The 16,194-nt window shown below is 63.7% G+C and carries 10 protein-coding genes; 2 read left to right on the top strand and 8 right to left on the bottom strand.

What is annotated here, in order from left to right:
* Positions 1-81: 81 nt before the first annotated feature.
* Positions 82-1,731, top strand: coding sequence for a lysine--tRNA ligase (locus tag OHD62_RS05395; RefSeq protein WP_263781430.1), 1,650 nt, complete (start codon positions 82-84; stop codon positions 1,729-1,731).
* Here the strand turns inward: OHD62_RS05395 and OHD62_RS05390 are convergent.
* The 8 genes from OHD62_RS05390 to OHD62_RS05355 all read right to left on the bottom strand — a co-directional run bounded on the left by OHD62_RS05390 (position 1,694) and on the right by OHD62_RS05355 (position 11,599).
* The gene (locus tag OHD62_RS05390; RefSeq protein WP_263781429.1) at positions 1,694-2,533 is read right to left on the bottom strand and encodes a thermonuclease family protein; all 840 of its coding nucleotides are present in this window, start codon (positions 2,531-2,533) and stop codon (positions 1,694-1,696) included. The two genes, OHD62_RS05395 and OHD62_RS05390, sit on opposite strands and share 38 nt — an antisense overlap.
* A gap of 10 nt (positions 2,534-2,543) precedes the next feature.
* Positions 2,544-3,194 carry a helix-turn-helix transcriptional regulator gene (locus tag OHD62_RS05385; RefSeq protein ID WP_263781427.1) on the bottom strand — a complete coding sequence of 217 codons (651 nt, stop codon included), beginning with the start codon at positions 3,192-3,194 and terminating at the stop codon, positions 2,544-2,546.
* 192 nt (positions 3,195-3,386) lie between these two features.
* Positions 3,387-4,061 carry a methyltransferase family protein gene (locus tag OHD62_RS05380; RefSeq protein WP_263781425.1) on the bottom strand — a complete coding sequence of 225 codons (675 nt, stop codon included), beginning with the start codon at positions 4,059-4,061 and terminating at the stop codon, positions 3,387-3,389.
* A 132-nt stretch (positions 4,062-4,193) separates the two neighbouring features.
* Positions 4,194-6,413: a 3-hydroxyacyl-CoA dehydrogenase NAD-binding domain-containing protein gene (locus OHD62_RS05375; protein ID WP_263781423.1), complete on the bottom strand. Its 2,220-nt coding sequence runs from the start codon at positions 6,411-6,413 to the stop codon at positions 4,194-4,196.
* Between the two features lie 14 nt (positions 6,414-6,427).
* Positions 6,428-7,636, bottom strand: coding sequence for an acetyl-CoA C-acetyltransferase (locus tag OHD62_RS05370; RefSeq protein ID WP_263781422.1), 1,209 nt, complete (start codon positions 7,634-7,636; stop codon positions 6,428-6,430).
* A gap of 33 nt (positions 7,637-7,669) precedes the next feature.
* Positions 7,670-8,839 (bottom strand): acyl-CoA dehydrogenase family protein, encoded by a 1,170-nt coding sequence (locus OHD62_RS05365; RefSeq protein WP_263781420.1) that lies wholly within the window; start codon positions 8,837-8,839, stop codon positions 7,670-7,672.
* 213 nt (positions 8,840-9,052) lie between these two features.
* Complete coding sequence (locus OHD62_RS05360) at positions 9,053-10,849, bottom strand: acyl-CoA dehydrogenase (RefSeq protein ID WP_263781417.1); 1,797 nt, start codon at positions 10,847-10,849, stop codon at positions 9,053-9,055.
* A gap of 291 nt (positions 10,850-11,140) precedes the next feature.
* Positions 11,141-11,599: a MerR family transcriptional regulator gene (locus OHD62_RS05355; protein ID WP_263782299.1), complete on the bottom strand. Its 459-nt coding sequence runs from the start codon at positions 11,597-11,599 to the stop codon at positions 11,141-11,143.
* 477 nt (positions 11,600-12,076) lie between these two features.
* On the opposite strand from OHD62_RS05355, the gene OHD62_RS05350 reads away from it, so the two are divergent.
* A complete protein-coding gene (locus OHD62_RS05350; RefSeq protein ID WP_263781416.1) occupies positions 12,077-16,042 on the top strand; it encodes a peptidoglycan-binding protein in 3,966 nt (1,321 codons plus the stop codon).
* Positions 16,043-16,194: the final 152 nt, after the last annotated feature.

Below are 16,194 nucleotides of genomic sequence, written 5' to 3'. Positions count from 1 at the left end.
GTTGACGCCCAAGACAGGCACGCCTAGAGACCGGTTGAAAAATCTTGCGGCTTTGCCGGATGAACGACCTGGAACAGTGACATGGCGGGATCAAACATCATCGATCTCAATCCCGAGGTGCTTGCGGCAGCGGCCGAAAGCAAGGCGTGGCCTTTCGAGGAGGCCAAAAAGATCGTCGAGCGCTACAAGGGCGCCGACTTTCCCGAGTCCGTGCTGTTCGAAACCGGCTACGGCCCGTCGGGCTTGCCGCATATCGGCACCTTCGGCGAGGTCGCGCGCACTTCGATGGTGCGCCATGCCTTCCGCGTGCTGACCAAGGACACGGTCAAGACCAAGCTCTTGTGCTTCTCCGACGACATGGACGGCATGCGCAAGATCCCCGATAATGTCCCGGATCGCGCCGCGCTCGAGCCGCATCTGCACAAGCCGCTGTCGTCGGTCCCCAATCCGTTTGGCGGCGACTATGCGAGCTTCGCTGACCACAACAACGCGATGCTTTGCCGCTTCCTCGACACGTTCGGCTTCGACTACGAATTCGCCAGCGCAACCGAATATTACAAGGCCGGCCGCTTCGACGCGGTCCTGCTGCGCGCCGCCGAACGCTACGACCAGATCATGGCGGTGATGCTGCCGACGCTTGGGCCGGAGCGGCAGGCGACCTACAGCCCGTTCCTGCCGATTTCACCGAAGAGCGGCCGCGTGCTCTATGTCCCGATGAAGCATGTCGACGCCAAGGCCGGTACCATCACCTTCGACGACGATGGCACAGAAACCACGCTGCCGGTGATTGGTGGCAAGGTGAAGCTGCAGTGGAAGCCGGATTTCGGCATGCGCTGGGCGGCGCTCGGCGTCGATTTCGAAATGTTCGGCAAGGACCACCAGACCAATGCGGTGATCTACGACCGGATCTGCAACATTCTGGGCGGGCGGGCGCCGGAGCATTTCGTCTATGAGCTGTTCCTCGACGAGAACGGCCAGAAGATCTCGAAGTCGAAGGGCAATGGCCTGACCATCGACGAATGGCTGACCTATGCGCCGACCGAAAGCCTCGGCCTCTATATGTACCAGCGGCCGCGCCAGGCCAAGAAGCTCTATTTCGACGTCATCCCAAGGGCGGTGGACGAATATTACACCTTCCTCGCCGCCTATCCCAGGCAGGATTGGAAAGAGCGGTTGGGCAATCCGGTCTGGCACATGCATGACGGCAACCCGCCGGCAATTGACCTGCCGGTGCCCTTCTCGCTGCTGCTCAATCTCGTCAGTGCCTCCAACGCCCAGAACAAGGATGTGCTGTGGGGCTTCATCTCGCGCCATGTACCTGGCGTAACGCCTGAGACGCATCCCGAGCTCGACAGGCTGACGGGCTATGCGATCCGCTATTTCGACGATTTCGTGAAGCCGACGAAAACCTTTCGCGCGGCCGACAATGTCGAGAGCGAGGCCCTGGCGGGGCTGTCGCAAGCGCTTGCCTCGCTTCCGGCCGGGGCTACCGGCGAAGCGATCCAGAATGCGGCGCTCAACGTCGCGCGCAGGATCGAGCGCTACCAGGACCATTCGAAGCAGAGCCCGGAAGGCGGACCTGGCGTCTCCGGCGCCTTCTTCCAGATGATCTACCAGGTGCTGATCGGCCAGGAGCGCGGCCCGCGCTTCGGCTCCTTCGTCGCGCTCTATGGCATCGAGGAGACCCGGGCGCTTATTCAGAAGGCCCTGGCTGGTCAACTGGCGGCGTAGCCGTCGTCGCCGACGGATCGAGTATCGGCTGCGTGTCTGCCGGTGCGACCGCAACGGGAGCCGGCGCCGGCGCCAGGCCGGAGAGCTTTGGCGCCGGCCCGAAAATGCCCTTCCTCGCCGTGCGTGCCTTCTCGCCGGCCTCGACGTAAGGGCTGCCTTTGGCGGCGCGCGCCCAGCCGTTTTCGATCAGCCACTGGCCGATGTCCTGCTTGCCGACCCGGCATTCGGCGGCGATCAGGTCGCGACCACCCTCAGGCGGCACCGTGCAGACCACCGCCCGGCCGCGCAGAAAGGCGCGGAACGCGGTGCGCGCCCGGATACCGCAGGCCCAGGACTTGCCACCATCGGTGCAGGTTTCGTCCTGCTTGACGACGTCGATGCCGGAAACCGCGACCGAATAGCCCTTGGCCTCGATCACGCCGGCAGCCGGCGCGACCGGCTGGAACAGTTTTGTTCCGTTCCAGTCGTCGGGCATTTTCGTCTTGGGCGGCTTGGGCGGGCCGGCCAGCGCCAGCTCACTCAGCGGCGCGCGCGGCTCTACCCGCTCGAGTTCCTCGGCTTGAAGCTGCGGCTGTGCGACGATCTCGGGATCGACGGCCCGGGAATGCGCCTCCGGCTTTGCCGTCTGGTATTTCGGAGTTGCAGCGGCGGCAGGCGCGTCGGATCGGGCTTCGAGATCAGCCTGCGCCTGGTCGCCGGCGCTGGCGTCTTCGTCGTGACGAATGACGCGGCCGCCGGCGACGATCGCTGTCCCCATCGCCAGGACAACCAACATCGCGATGGCAGCTTGAAGCGGGCGCATCGGCGGGCCTCTACTGGCTTGCCCAGACAATCCGCGCCACCCATTCAACATCCCGCATGGGGATATCGCGGTCCGGATGGTCGGGATTGAGCGAGACCAGCACGATCGACTTCGCCGTCTGGCGGTCGAGCACCTTGGCCATGACCTCGCCGGCATTGGTCTTGACGACGACGCGGTCGCCCTTGCGGGTGGCGGCGCCCGGCTCGACGATCAGCACATCGCCGTTGCGGTAGAGTGGCAGCATGGAATCGCCCTGGACCTGCAGCGCATAGGAGGTTTCCGTCGCCCGCGCCGGCAGCTCGACCAGGTCCCAGCCCTGCCCCGCCGGAAAGCCGGCATCGTCGAAGAAGCCGCCGGCGCCGGCCTGGGCGAAACCGAGCAGCGGCACCGAAGACCTCTGAGCGGGCAGGAATTCGGGATTGGGTTTGCCACGGCCTTCGACCAGCCCGATGAATTCGTCGAGCGAGGCGCCGGTCGCCTCGATGATCTTGGCCAGCGATTCGGTCGAGGGCCAGCGCGGGCGCCCATCCGAGGACAGCCGCTTCGACTTGTTGAAGGCGGTCGAATCAAGACCCGCGCGCTTCGCCAGTCCCGAGGCCGAGAGCGAATAGCGCTCGGCCAGAGCGTCGATGGCGGCCCATACCCGATCATGCGAGAGCACTTTTTGCTCTGCCTCTTAGTTTGAACACCGGATGCATCCGAAAACCGCTGCACACTTTCGGTCCGGTGCTCCGCAACAGGAAAAAATACCTTCCCTTTCTAGTCTTCGATCGCCGGTTTGTCCACCGGCAGTCCGGACAGGGGCATGTGTCACCAAGCTGTTCAATCGCCGGTAGGACGGTGCGGACTGCGGTCACCATAAGCCGGGCACGAGCCGGTAGCGCACCCTTCGCGTATAGTCGGTATAACCGCCGAGCTCCGATCTCAGCATCTTTTCTTCGTCCAGGATGCGCAGCACGAGGATCGGCACGTTGAGCAGCATGAAGAGCAGCCCCCAATAAGAGCCCAGTGCCAGCGGCACGCCGACGACAAGGATCAGCACGCCGACATACATGGGATGCCGCACCAGTGCGTAGGGGCCGGTGGAGATGACGGTCTGGCCTTCCATCTTCTCAATCGTGGAAGAGCCGTAGCTGTTCTCACGGAAGACCACGAGATCGATCATAAGGCCGAGCGCCACGAGAAGGTTGCCGAACACCGAAACCCAGGCCGGGACATACGACCAGCCAAAGCGATAATCGAACACGGAGACGATCACCAGTGCGATAGCGCCGGCGAAGGCGAGCGTTATAAGCCCCTTCTGCACCGGCCGGTTCTCCGCGCCAGGCCCGGCCTTGATGCGCCGTTCCAGCAGCGCCGGGTCCCTGAGCGCGAGATAGACGCCGATAAGGTTGGTCGAGAGCGTGAAGACGACGAGGAAAGCCCAGCCCTGCCAGTAGGCCAGCGTTCCTGCCGGCACGAAGATGATGACAGCGAGCACGAGCAGGCCGACAATGGCCGACTTCAGGGTGCGGATGGCGAGGTTCATCGCTTGTCTCCCGGGTTAGACCGCGTGTCTCTCAACACGCTCCTGGTGTCGTCCCCAAAAGCTAGCCGGATCCCCCACCACGGCAAGGCGCCGTGGCTTTCATGCGCACGCGAAAGACGTCGCCAGACAGCGTCAGGCCGCTTTCTTCACCTCACCCTTCTGGTAGGGATCGAAGCGCTGGTAGAAGGTCTCGTCCTTCTCGGCCATGTCGAGCAGGAGCTTCGGCGTCTTGAACTCGGCGCCGTATTTCTTCTGTAGGCCCTTGGCGATCTTGACGAATTTCTTGGCGCCGATGCCGTCGATATAGGACAGAACACCGCCGGTAAAAGGCGCGAAGCCGAAGGCGAGTATCGAACCGACATCGGCCTCGCGCGGATCGGTAACGATGCCCTCCTCCATCACCCGCGCCGCTTCCAGCGCGATGGTGACCAGCAGCCGCTGCTTCAGCTCCTCATAGTCGACCTTTTCCGGCGCAAGCTGCGGATAGAGGTCTTTCAAGCCCGGCCAAAGCTTCTTCTTGGCCGGTTTCGCCGGATAGTCGTAAAAACCCTTGCCGTTCTTGCGGCCAAAGCGGCCATGCGTGTCGACCAGCGTGTTGATCAGCGCCATCTGCTTCGGGTCGACCGCCTTTTCGCCGAGATCCCTGATGGTCTGCTTCATGATCTTCTGCGCAAGGTCGATCGCCGTTTCGTCGGTGAGCGCCAGCGGTCCAACCGGCATGCCGGCGGCCTTTGCCGCGTTCTCGATCATCGGCGCCGGCACGCCCTCGATCAGCATCTTGTAGGCTTCCGACATGTAGCGCAGCACGCAGCGATTGACGTAGAAGCCACGCGTGTCGTTGACGACGATCGGCGTCTTCTTGATGGCGCGCACGAAGTCGATCGCGGTGGCCAGCGCCTTCTCGCCGGTCTTCTTGCCGAGGATGATCTCGACCAGCATCATCTTGTCAACCGGCGAGAAGAAATGAATGCCGATGAAATTCTTCGCCCGCGCCGAATTCTTGGCCAGCGCGGTGATCGGGATGGTGGAGGTGTTCGAGGCGAAGATCGCCGACGGCTTCAGCACGGCTTCCGCCTGTTCGGTGGCTGCCTTCTTGACGGCGGAATCCTCGAAGACCGCCTCGACGACAAGGTCGCAGCCGGCGAGATCGGCGTAGTCGGCCGTCGGCGTGATCAGCGACAGCAGCTTGTCTTTCTCTTCGGGTTTGGCGCGGCCTTTCCTGACCTGATCCGAGACCAGACTATCCGAATGCGCCTTACCCTTGGCGGCGGACTCCATGTCGCGGTCGAGCAGAACCACCGGTATGCCGGCCTTGGCCGTGACATAGGCGATGCCGGCGCCCATGAAGCCGGCACCGAGAATGCCGATCTTCCGGAACTTCGTTTCCGGCACGCCGGCCGGGCGGCGCGCGCCCTTGTTCAGTTCCTGCAGCGAGACGAACAGCGAGCGGATCATAGCCGCCGCTTCCCTGGTCTGCATGATTTCGGTGAAATAGCGCTGCTCGATGCGCAGGCCGGTGTCGAACGGCACCAGCAGGCCTTCATAGACGCATTTCAGGATCGCGGCGGCTGCCGGATAGTTGCCATAGGTCTCGCGACGCAGGATGGCGATAGCCGGCGGCCACAGATTGGCGCCGGCCACCGAGTAGATCGGGCCGCCGGGAAGCTTGAAGCCCTTCTCGTCCCATGGCTGGACGGCTTTCAGACCGTTCCTGATCATCGCCTTGGCGGCCTCGACCAGCTTCGTCGGCTCGGCAATCTCGTGGATCAGGCCCATAGACTTGGCCTTCTGCGGCGACAGCGTCTGGCCGGAGGTCAGCATCTGCAGCGCCTGCTGCTGGTCGGTCAGCCGCGGCACCCGCTGGGTGCCGCCAGCACCGGGGAAGATGCCGATCTTCACTTCAGGAAGCGCCATCCTGACCTTGTCGGAATCGGCCGCGACACGGCCGTGGCAAGCGAGCGACAATTCGAACGCGCCGCCCATGCAGGTGCCGTTGATCGCCGACACCCAGGGCTTTCCGCAAGTTTCCAGCTTGCGGAACAGCCCGGTCATTTTGCCGGCATTGTCGAACAGCGCTTTGGTCGCCTTTTCGGCGTCCTTGTTTTTTTCGGCAGCGAAGGTCGCCAGCATCCTCTGCAGCAAGGTGATGTCGGCGCCGCCGGAGAAAGTGTCCTTGCCGGAGGTGATCACCGCGCCCTTGATGGCGGCGTCGCCCGCCACCTTGTCGACAATGGCATTCAGTTCCAGCATCGCCTCTTCGGTGAAGACGTTCATGGAACGGCCGGGCATGTTCCAGGTGACCAGCGCGATGCCATCAGCGTCGATGTCGAAGGTGAAATTGGTGTAGCTCATCGTCTTTCTCCCGGTCAGACGCGTTCGATGATCGTGGCGGTACCCATGCCGGCGCCGATGCAGAGCGTCACCAAGGCAGTATTCAGGTCGCGGCGCTCCAATTCGTCGAGCACCGTGCCGAAGATCATGGCGCCAGTGGCGCCGAGCGGATGGCCCATGGCAATCGCCCCGCCATTGACGTTGATCTTGTCGTGCGGAATGTCGAAAGCCTGCATGTAGCGCAGCACCACTGAAGCGAAAGCCTCATTGAGTTCGAACAGGTCGATGTCGGACAGCTTCATCCTGGCACGCTTCAGCAGCTTCTCGGTGACATCGACCGGGCCGGTCAGCATCAGCACCGGTTCCGAGCCGATATTGGCGAAGGCGCGGATGCGCGCGCGCGGCTTCAGGCCGAGCGTCTTGCCTGCCTTCTTCGAACCGAGCAGCACGGCGGCCGCGCCATCGACGATGCCCGACGAATTGCCGGCGTGGTGGACGTGGTTGACCTCCTCCACCTCTGGATGCTTCTGCACCGCGACGGCATCGAAGCCACCCATTTCGCCGGGCATGACGAAGGACGGATTGAGCGCCGCCAGCGACTGCATGTCGGTCGAGGGCCGCATATGCTCGTCATGGTCGAGGATGGTCAGGCCGTTCTGGTCCTTGACGGAGATGACCGAATTCTTGAAGCGGCCCTCGCCCCAGGCCATGGCGGCGCGCTTCTGGCTCTCGACGGCATAGGCGTCGACGTCGTCGCGCGAAAAGCCGTATTTGGTGGCGATCAGGTCGGCCGAGATGCCTTGCGGCACGAACCAGCCAGGGAAGCCGACCGAGGGGTCCATGAACCAGGCGCCGCCCGAGGCACCCATGCCGACGCGCGACATCGATTCGACGCCACCGGCAATGACGATCTCGTCGGACCCCTGCGCGATCTTGGCGGCGCCGAAATTGATGGCGTCGAGGCCCGAGGCGCAGAAGCGCGAGATTTGCATGCCGGGCGCCTTGGTGTCGTAGCCGGCCTCGAAGGCGGCGGCGCGCGGAATGACGGCACCCGCCTCGCCGACCGGGTCGACGCAGCCGAAGATGATGTCATCGACGGCGCCGGTGTCGAGCCCGTTGCGGTCGCGGATCGCCTCGAGCACCTTGGCGCCGAGCCGCACCGCCGGCACTTCATGCAGCGAGCCATCCTTCTTGCCTCGGCCGCGCGGTGTGCGCACGGCATCATAGACATAAGCTTCGGCCATTTTTCTTGCTCCTTGGGTTTGCTGAGAAGTCGCTCAGAGAGAGCGCCCGATCAGCAATTTCATGATCTCGTTGGTGCCGCCGTAGATGCGCTGGACGCGGGCGTCGCGGAACATGCGGGCGATCGGATATTCATTCATGTAGCCATAGCCGCCATGCAATTGAAGGCATTCGTCGACGACTTTTCCCTGCAGGTCGGACAGCCAGTATTTGGCCATCGAGGCTGTCACCGGGTCGAGGCCGCCATTGATGTGGCGGGCGACGCAGTCATTGTAGAAGACGCGGCCGATGGTCGCTTCGGTCTTCAGTTCGGCGAGCTTGAACTGGGTGTTCTGGAAATCGATGATCGCCTTGCCAAAGGCCTTGCGCTCCTTGACGTAGTCGATGGTCAGCGCCAGCGCCCGCTCGATCATGGCAATCGCCCCGGTGCCGATCTGCAACCGCTCCTGCGGCAATTGCTGCATCAGCTGGACGAAGCCCTGGCCTTCCTCGTGGCCGAGCAGGTTCGAGGTCGGCACGCGCATATCGTTGAAGAACAGTTCCGACGTGTCGTTGGCCTTGAGCCCGATCTTGTCGAGGTTGCGGCCGCGCTCGAAGCCGTCCACCTCGTCGGTCTCGACGACGATCAGCGAGGTGCCCTTGGCGCCCTTCTCCGGATCGGTCTTGGTGACGACGATGATGAAATTGGCGAGCTGGCCATTGGTGATGAAGGTCTTGGAGCCATTGATCTTGTACTGGTTGCCGTCCTTCTCGGCGCGCGTCTTGACGCCCTGAAGGTCGGAGCCGGCGCCCGGTTCGGTCATGGCAATGGCGCCGATCAGCTCGCCGGTGGCGAGCTTCGGCAGCCACTTCTTCTTCTGCTCCTCCGAGCCGTAATGGAGGATGTAAGGTGCGACGATCGAATTGTGCAGCCCGATGCCGAAGCCGTCGACGCCGACATGGCCGATGGCCTCGATGATGGCGCTCTCATGCGCGAAAGTGCCGCCGGAGCCGCCATATTGCTCCGGCATCGAGGCGCAGAGCAGACCGGCGGCACCCGCCTTCAGCCAGCTCTCGCGGTCGACCATCTCGTTCTTCTCGAACTCGTCGTAGCGCGGCGCGATCTCTTCCGACATGAAGCGGGACGCCATGTCGTAGAGCATACCAACTTCATCCGCCGCCCAGGCGGGTTTTGGCAGGCCAAGGATTTCGGCGGGGCTGGTCATGCGTTCCCCTCCCCCTTGAGGGGAGGGTGGCCGCGAAGCGGCCGGGAGGGGTCGCTGGTGAAGTGCTCGACCTTTCCCTTCAACACTTGTGCCGAATGCATTTGCAATCTTCCTCCTGCCAGCGCTCCCATGGGAGGTCGGCGCACTGCCGCTAAGACCCCTCCCGGCCGCTTCGCGGCCACCCTCCCCTCAAGGGGGAGGGGAACGTCGAACCTAGAACGCTTCCGCCGGCAGCGCCATTAGCGTGTCCGCGCCACTGGAGATGCGGGCGAGATGCGCCGACGTCTCCGGCATGATCCGCTCCATGAAGAAGCGCGCCGTCACCAGCTTGTTGTCGTAGAAGGACGAAGCACCGTTGGCGCCGTTCGCCAGCTTCGCGCCGGCGGCCTTGGCCATCTGCGCCCACATGTAGCCCAGCGCTACGAGGCCGAAGAGATGCATGTAGTCGGTCGAGGCAGCACCCGCATTGTCGGGCTTGGCCATGCCGTTCTGCACCAGCCACATGGTCGCCGCCTGCAGATCATTGAGGCCCTTCTTCAGCGCCTTGGTGAAGGGCGCCATCTTCTCGTCGGTGCGGTTCTCCTCGCAGAACTCGCCGACCTCCTTGAAGAAGGCCTGCACGGCGCGGCCGCCGTTCAGGCCAAGCTTGCGGCCGACGAGATCGAGCGCCTGGATGCCATTGGCGCCTTCATAGATCATGGCGATGCGGGCATCGCGCACGAACTGGCTCATGCCATGCTCTTCGATATAGCCATGACCGCCGAACACCTGCTGCGCCATGACGGCGTGATCGAAGCCCTTGTCGGTGAGCACGCCCTTGACCACCGGCGTCATCAACCCGGTGTAGTCGTCGGCGGCCTGGCGATCCTTGTCGTCACCGGAGCGGTGGGCGATATCGGACTTGATCGCCGTCCACAGCGCCAGCGCGCGACCGGCTTCGTTGAAGGCCTTCATAGTCATCAGCGAGCGGCGGATGTCGGGGTGGACGATGATCGGATCGGCCTTCTTGTCGGGCGCTTTCGGCCCGGACAGCGAGCGGCCCTGCAGGCGATCCTTGGCGTAGGAGACGGCGTTCTGGTAGGCGACCTCCGAGAGCGACAGTCCTTGCAGCCCGACGCCGAGGCGGGCCTCGTTCATCATGGTGAACATCGCCTTCAGCCCGCCATTCGCCTCGCCGAGCAACGTGCCTTCGGCCTCGTCATAGTTCATGACGCAGGTCGAATTGCCGTGGATGCCCATCTTCTCCTCGATCGAGCCACAGGAGACGGTGTTCCTCTCGCCCGGACTGCCCTCGGCATCAAGCTTGAGCTTGGGCACGATGAACAGCGAAATGCCCTTCACGCCTTCCGGCGCGCCCTCGATGCGGGCCAGCACGAGGTGGACGATGTTGTCCGACATGTCGTGCTCGCCGGCCGAGATGAATATCTTCTGGCCCGAGATCTTGTAGGTGCCGTCGCCGTTGGCAACGGCCTTGGTGCGCAGCAGGCCAAGATCGGTACCGCAATGCGGTTCGGTCAGGTTCATGGTGCCTGTCCAGGCGCCCTCGACCAGCTTCGGCAGCCAGGTCGCCTTCTGCGCGTCGGTGCCATGGGTGATGATGGCCGCGATCGCGCCCTGGGTCAGGCCGGGATACATCATCAGCGACATGTTGGCCGACACCATATATTCGGCGACCGCGGTATGAACCGCGTAGGGCAGGCCCTGCCCGCCGAATTCCACCGGTGCGGCGAGCCCCATCCAGCCGCCTTCGCGATACTGGTCGAAGGCCTCCTTGAAGCCCTTCGGCGTCGTCACCGAGCCATCGTCATGGCGCACGCAGCCTTCCACGTCGCCGACGCGGTTCAGCGGCTGCATGACGTTTTCGGCGAGCTTGGCGCCCTCGGCGAGGATCGCCTCGACCACATCAGGCGTCGCGTCGGAAAATCCGGGAAGATTGGAATAGCGCTGGTAGCCCAGCACCTCGTTCAGCACGAACAGCGTATCCTGGACCGGCGCCCTGTAGATCGGCATGCTTTCCCTCCACCATGCGGACTTGGCCCCTAAATCAAGTCCTGCACGGCAGGCGGACCAATGTTGAAGTCGGGATAGCAAAAATTGACGTTTGCGTAAACGTCAATTTTTTGATGCGACAAATTTTCCCGACGCCTCTCGCCTAGCGTAGCGGCGTGACGCCTCGTAAGCCAGCGCGGAACGTGGAATGTCTTCGTGTGGGGTAATCTTGAAGCAACGCAAAGAACCGCGCGGCAAAGCCACGCGGCTCTCATTCGTCTGAAGGCCGTTCGCCGGAAGCCGGCGGGCGGATTAGCTGGCGACGCTAGCCTGCGGCGAACGCTCGATCAGCATCTGGCGCACAGCCGCCATCGAGTTGCTCAGCTCGCCGATGGCGTCCTCGATCAGCGCCCGCTGCTTCTGCAGGCGGGCAAGCTGCTTCTCCGACTTGTCGAGCGCCAGCCGCAACTGCTTGGTGTTGGAGCCGGTCGGATCGTAGAGATCCATCATCTGCTTGACGTCGCGCAACGAGAATCCGACCTTGCGGCCGAGCAGGATCAGTTTCAGCCGCGCCTTGTCGCGGCGCGTGTAGAGGCGCGTCGAGCCGTCGCGCTGCGGATTGAGAAGGCCCTTGTCCTCGTAGAAACGCAGCGTGCGCAGCGTTACTCCGTATTTCTTGGCCATCTCACCGATGCGAGCAAGGTCCTCGCCGGCTTCGACAGACATATCATTGGTATTGGCCGCGGCTTCGCCGGGCGAAACAAGTTTCATGGTCACTGGCTTTCCCCGTCTGGTGGCATCGCGGTCCGGGACCTTGCGTCGCCTGAGTGGAAGCGGGGGCGTGCTTCCAGTCGTGGTTTCAACAAATAAATCGCAAAAGACGCGGTCTGTGCACCTTTTACGTTTACGTCAATTCTATACCGATAGCCGTCTCACGACGCAAGGGCATTGTGCGGGCGGAACGTTATGCCGCATCCCCCGTCGCACGGACACCTCGCGCAAGGGCAGTCCCAACAACGTTGCAACTTCTTAAGCTTGGTTAACGCGTTGTTTACCACGTTGGGCGAAATGTGCGCATGTCGGTACCCCGTGTTTATCCTGTAGCGAATTTTTCACGGTTTTTTCGAAGCGCGGGTGAAATCCCGGGAAGTTCGCCTTCCACCGCAGCAAAGCCGCGCGGTCGCCTCGTTCCCGGCAGGACTTTTGGGAAACTGGCCTTAAGCCAGCAATTCTGAAACGGGCGCATTGATGAACAGCAAGCGGTCCTATCTCGATACACTCAACGCCGGCAGGCAGCGCCGGCCGCATACCACGCTTGAGGAGCTCAACCGTTCCCTGGAAACGCTGGAGCAGCGGCTGGAGCGCACGCGCGAGGACGCAAATACGCGTCCCGATCCGCGCCGACCGGCCGCGGAGTCGCGCTATGCCAGCGCCCAGCCCTATGGCCAGCAGCGCTGGTATGAGGAGCCGCGCCCCGCGCAGCAGCAGCCGAAAGGTACGGCGCCGGGCGCCTTCGACCAGAATTATCAGGCGATCGCCCGAGACATCGACCGCGTGCGCGGCCAGGAGGACGGCGTCGCCGTGGTCGGCAAGATCGCCGGCGAATTGCGCGGCCTGCGTGAAGAACTGCGCCACCAGATGACCGTCGGCTTGCAGCGCGAGTTCGATGCGCTGCGCAAGGATATCGAGCGGGCCTTCCATGCAAGCGCTCAGCCGGGCGGCCAGTCGGGTGGCGGCAAGGGCAGCGCCGAACTCGGCGTCGAGTTCGAACGGCTTTCCGGCGCCATCCAGACCCTGGCCGAAAAGAGCGACGACAGAAGCGTCAACATGCTTCGTCTCGAACTGGAGCAGGTCAAGGCCGCGCTCGATACGCTGGCGCGCGAGGAAAGCGTGCAAGCGGTCGGCCGCCGCTGGGACGAATTCGACCGCCGCTGGAGCGCTTTCGAAGATCGCGTCGATGCCGATCAGCAGAAGCGATCGGACGCGCCCGGCCTTGCGATACTGACCGACCGGCTCGAACAGATCAGCAATGCCGTCAACAATCTGCCGGAATCGCTGTCGCTGCGGTCGCTCGAAGACAAGGTCCGCACGCTGGCCAGCGCCGTCGACCATTTCGCCAGCCAGCAGGACAATCGCAGCAGCGGCACATTCGGCATGATCGACGAGCGGCTGGACGAGATTTCCCGCGCCATCGTCGCCTCGACCGTCGCAGCGCAAGCCAATTCATTCGACCCGGAACCCTTCGAACGCATCGAGAAACGCATCGCCTCGCTTGCCCAGCAGATCGAGGAGGTCGCGCAGGATCGCCCTGGCAATCAGGTCATCGACCAACTCAACATGCTGTCGAGCCGGGTAGACGACCTAGCCGGGCGCGCCAATCTGCCGGAGCAGGCGATGGAGCGTCTCGGCAAGCAGATCGCGCTCATTGCCGACAAGATCGACCGGGCGCCCGCCATGCCGGACGCCGAATATATTTTCCAGGGCCTCGAACAGCGTTTCGACGTGCTGTCCGGGATGATGGAACGCCGCCAGGGCGACGCGATCGAACAGGGCAACATGCTGTTTCGCGATCTCGAACGCCGGCTGGACGAAGTCGCTGACAGGCTGGACCAGCGCACGTCGCAGGTCGACAGCGCCGGTATCATGGACGCCATCGACGCGCGCTTCACCGCGCTCGCCAAGCGCATTGAGACACGTGCTCCCGATCCCGCCGGCGAGGCGGCGATCCGTGGCCTGGAAAGCCGGCTGGAAGATATTTCCAGCCGTCTGGATTCGTCCGCGGCGCAGGTCGCTGGTATCGACCCGGCGCTGATCCGCAGCCTGGAAGCGCAGGTCGCGGGCCTGTCGGCCCATCTTTCGAAGCCTGGCACACCACTGCCGGAATTCGAGGACATCAGCCCGCGCCTCAACGAAATCGAGAAGTCGCTGGCTGGAACCCGCGATTCCATCCTCACCGCGGCGCGCGAGGCAGCCGAGAACGCCGTGCATTCGCTGGCCGGCTCCAGCGCCAACGCCGCGGCCGTTTCCGGGCTCGCCCAGGATCTGAAGACGCTCGAAGCCCTGACGCGCCGTTCCGACGAGCGCAATTCGCGAACCTTCGAGGCCATCCATGACACGCTGCTGAAGATCGTCGACCGGCTGGGGTCGCTGGAAACCAGCGAGCCGACCGACGCGGTGAGTGAACTTCTGAATGCGCCGCCCGAGCCGGACAGTTGGCGCGGCGGGCGGCGGGCGAAGGTGGCCGTTCGGGCCGCGCCGTCGATGGATATCGACCAGCCACTGCCGCTGATGGGTGACATGGCCGAGCTCGAGAGCCGTGCCGCTGCCATCATGCGCAACGAGCCGAACCCGCGCACGCCGGCCGAAGCCGCCGCGGCGGCGGCCATGGCGGCGCTCGGCTCCGACAAGCTGCCAGAGCAGGACGAACAGGCCGGCGGCCGCAAGTCGATGTTCGGCGGACTGGCGCGTGCTTTCAAGAGCAAGAAGGAGGCGGACATTCCACCGCTTCCCGGCTCGGAGCCTGGCGTCGAGATACCAAGCGTCGACCTCGACGAGCCGCTCGACCCCAAGCTCGCCAACCGGCCGTTGGAACCCGGCTCCGGCGCACCCGACCTCAATGCCATCATGAAGCGCGTTCGCGATGAGCGCGGGACGGCCGCCAAGACCGGCGATGCCGGTGCGGCGAACTCGGATTTCATCGCGGCGGCGCGGCGAGCGGCACAAGCGGCCGCTGCCGAGGCTGAGGTTCTCAAGCGGCAGTCGACGAAGAGCGGCCCGGTTAAGGCGCTCAGAATAGGCGACCTGCTCAAGAAGCGACGCAAGCCGCTTCTGATGGGGACAACCGCTATCCTGCTGGCGATTTCCGGGCAGCAGCTGGGTAAGGCCTTTTTCTCCGACCCTGTCGAAATGGCCAGCAACGATGCGGCGCCGATCGTGGCGGCGCAGCCGGTGGAAACCACGTCGGCCGGCACCACCAGCGAGCCGAAGACGGCTGCGCAAATCGCAGATCAGGACAGCGAGTCGGCCCGCGCTGTCAGGCAGGCAGAGCCATCCGCATCCCAGACCAAGGACGACATGACGGCGCAGACCGTTCTCGGCGCGCCGGCCAACGCCGAAACCCCGATGGACTCCGTGTCCGAGGAGCCGGTCCCTGCTCCCACGGCTCCTGCTCCAATGGCTTCGGCGGCATCGCCTGATCCAATGGCCGCGACTCCAGAAGCGGCTGCGCCTGCATCCGTGCAACCCACCGCTGCCGACATCAAGCCAATGGCCACTGCGCCGGCGACCACGCCGACGGCCCAGGACATGACCGGCACGGTGCCGCCCGGGAATGCTTCGACGACGCCAGCCATTGCCAAGATCGACATACCGGCCGATGCCGGCCCGGCAGCCTTGCGCGACGCGGCGGCTGACGGCGACGCCAGGGCGTTGTTCGAGATCGGCTCGCGCTACGCCGAGTCGCGCGGTGTCAAGGAAGACATGGCCGCGGCCGCCAAATGGTACGAGAAATCAGCCGAACTCGGCTTCGCCCCGGCGGAGTACCGCATCGGCAATTTCTACGAGAAGGGCATCGGCGTGGCGCGCGACGTCAAGAAGTCGAAGACCTGGTACCAGCTCGCAGCGGAACAGGGCAATGCCAGCGCCATGCACAATCTGGCTGTGCTCTTCGCCATGGCGGCGGACGGCGTGACCGACAATGAATCGGCCGCCAAGTGGTTCCAGGCCGCCGCCGATCTCGGCGTCAAGGACAGCCAGTTCAATCTCGGCATCCTGGCGGCGAAAGGCGTGGGGATGAAGCAGAACCTCGAGGAATCCTACAAATGGTTCGCGCTTGTCGCCAAGACCGGCGACAAGGACGCGGCGGCAAAGCGCGACGAGATCGCCAACGCGCTCAGGCCCGAGCAGTTGGAGCGTGCACGCGCCGCCGCCGAACTGTGGAAGGCAAAGCCGCTCGATCCGGCGGCCAATTCGGCCGACATTCCCGAATCCTGGCAGGACGGCACGCCCCAGACCACCGCCAGCGTCGATATGAAAAAAGCGGTTCAGAACATTCAGCGCATCCTCAACAAGAACGGCTATGAGGCCGGCAACGACGACGGCGTGATGGGCGGGAAAACCAAGACCGCGATCATGGCCTTCCAGACCGACAACAAGATGAAGGCGACCGGCATGGTCGACGAAAAGCTGATCAAGGCGCTGCTGGCGCGCAAATAACGGCAGATGCGTCGTTTACACGATGCCCTTGCCATACATTTGCCTGTTAACTGATTGAGTTGTTTTTTGTTTCGGCGGCGCGGCGAGGTTTGACTTCGCTGCATCGCCGGCGCAAGAACAATTTAGCTTTTTTGGCGCAAGATGCCCGCAAC

Origin of the sequence: Mesorhizobium sp. YC-39 (assembly GCF_025753795.1) — a bacterium.
In the GTDB taxonomy this organism is placed as follows: Bacteria; Pseudomonadota; Alphaproteobacteria; order Rhizobiales; family Rhizobiaceae; genus Mesorhizobium.
This window is presented reverse-complemented; position numbering and strand designations above follow the sequence as displayed.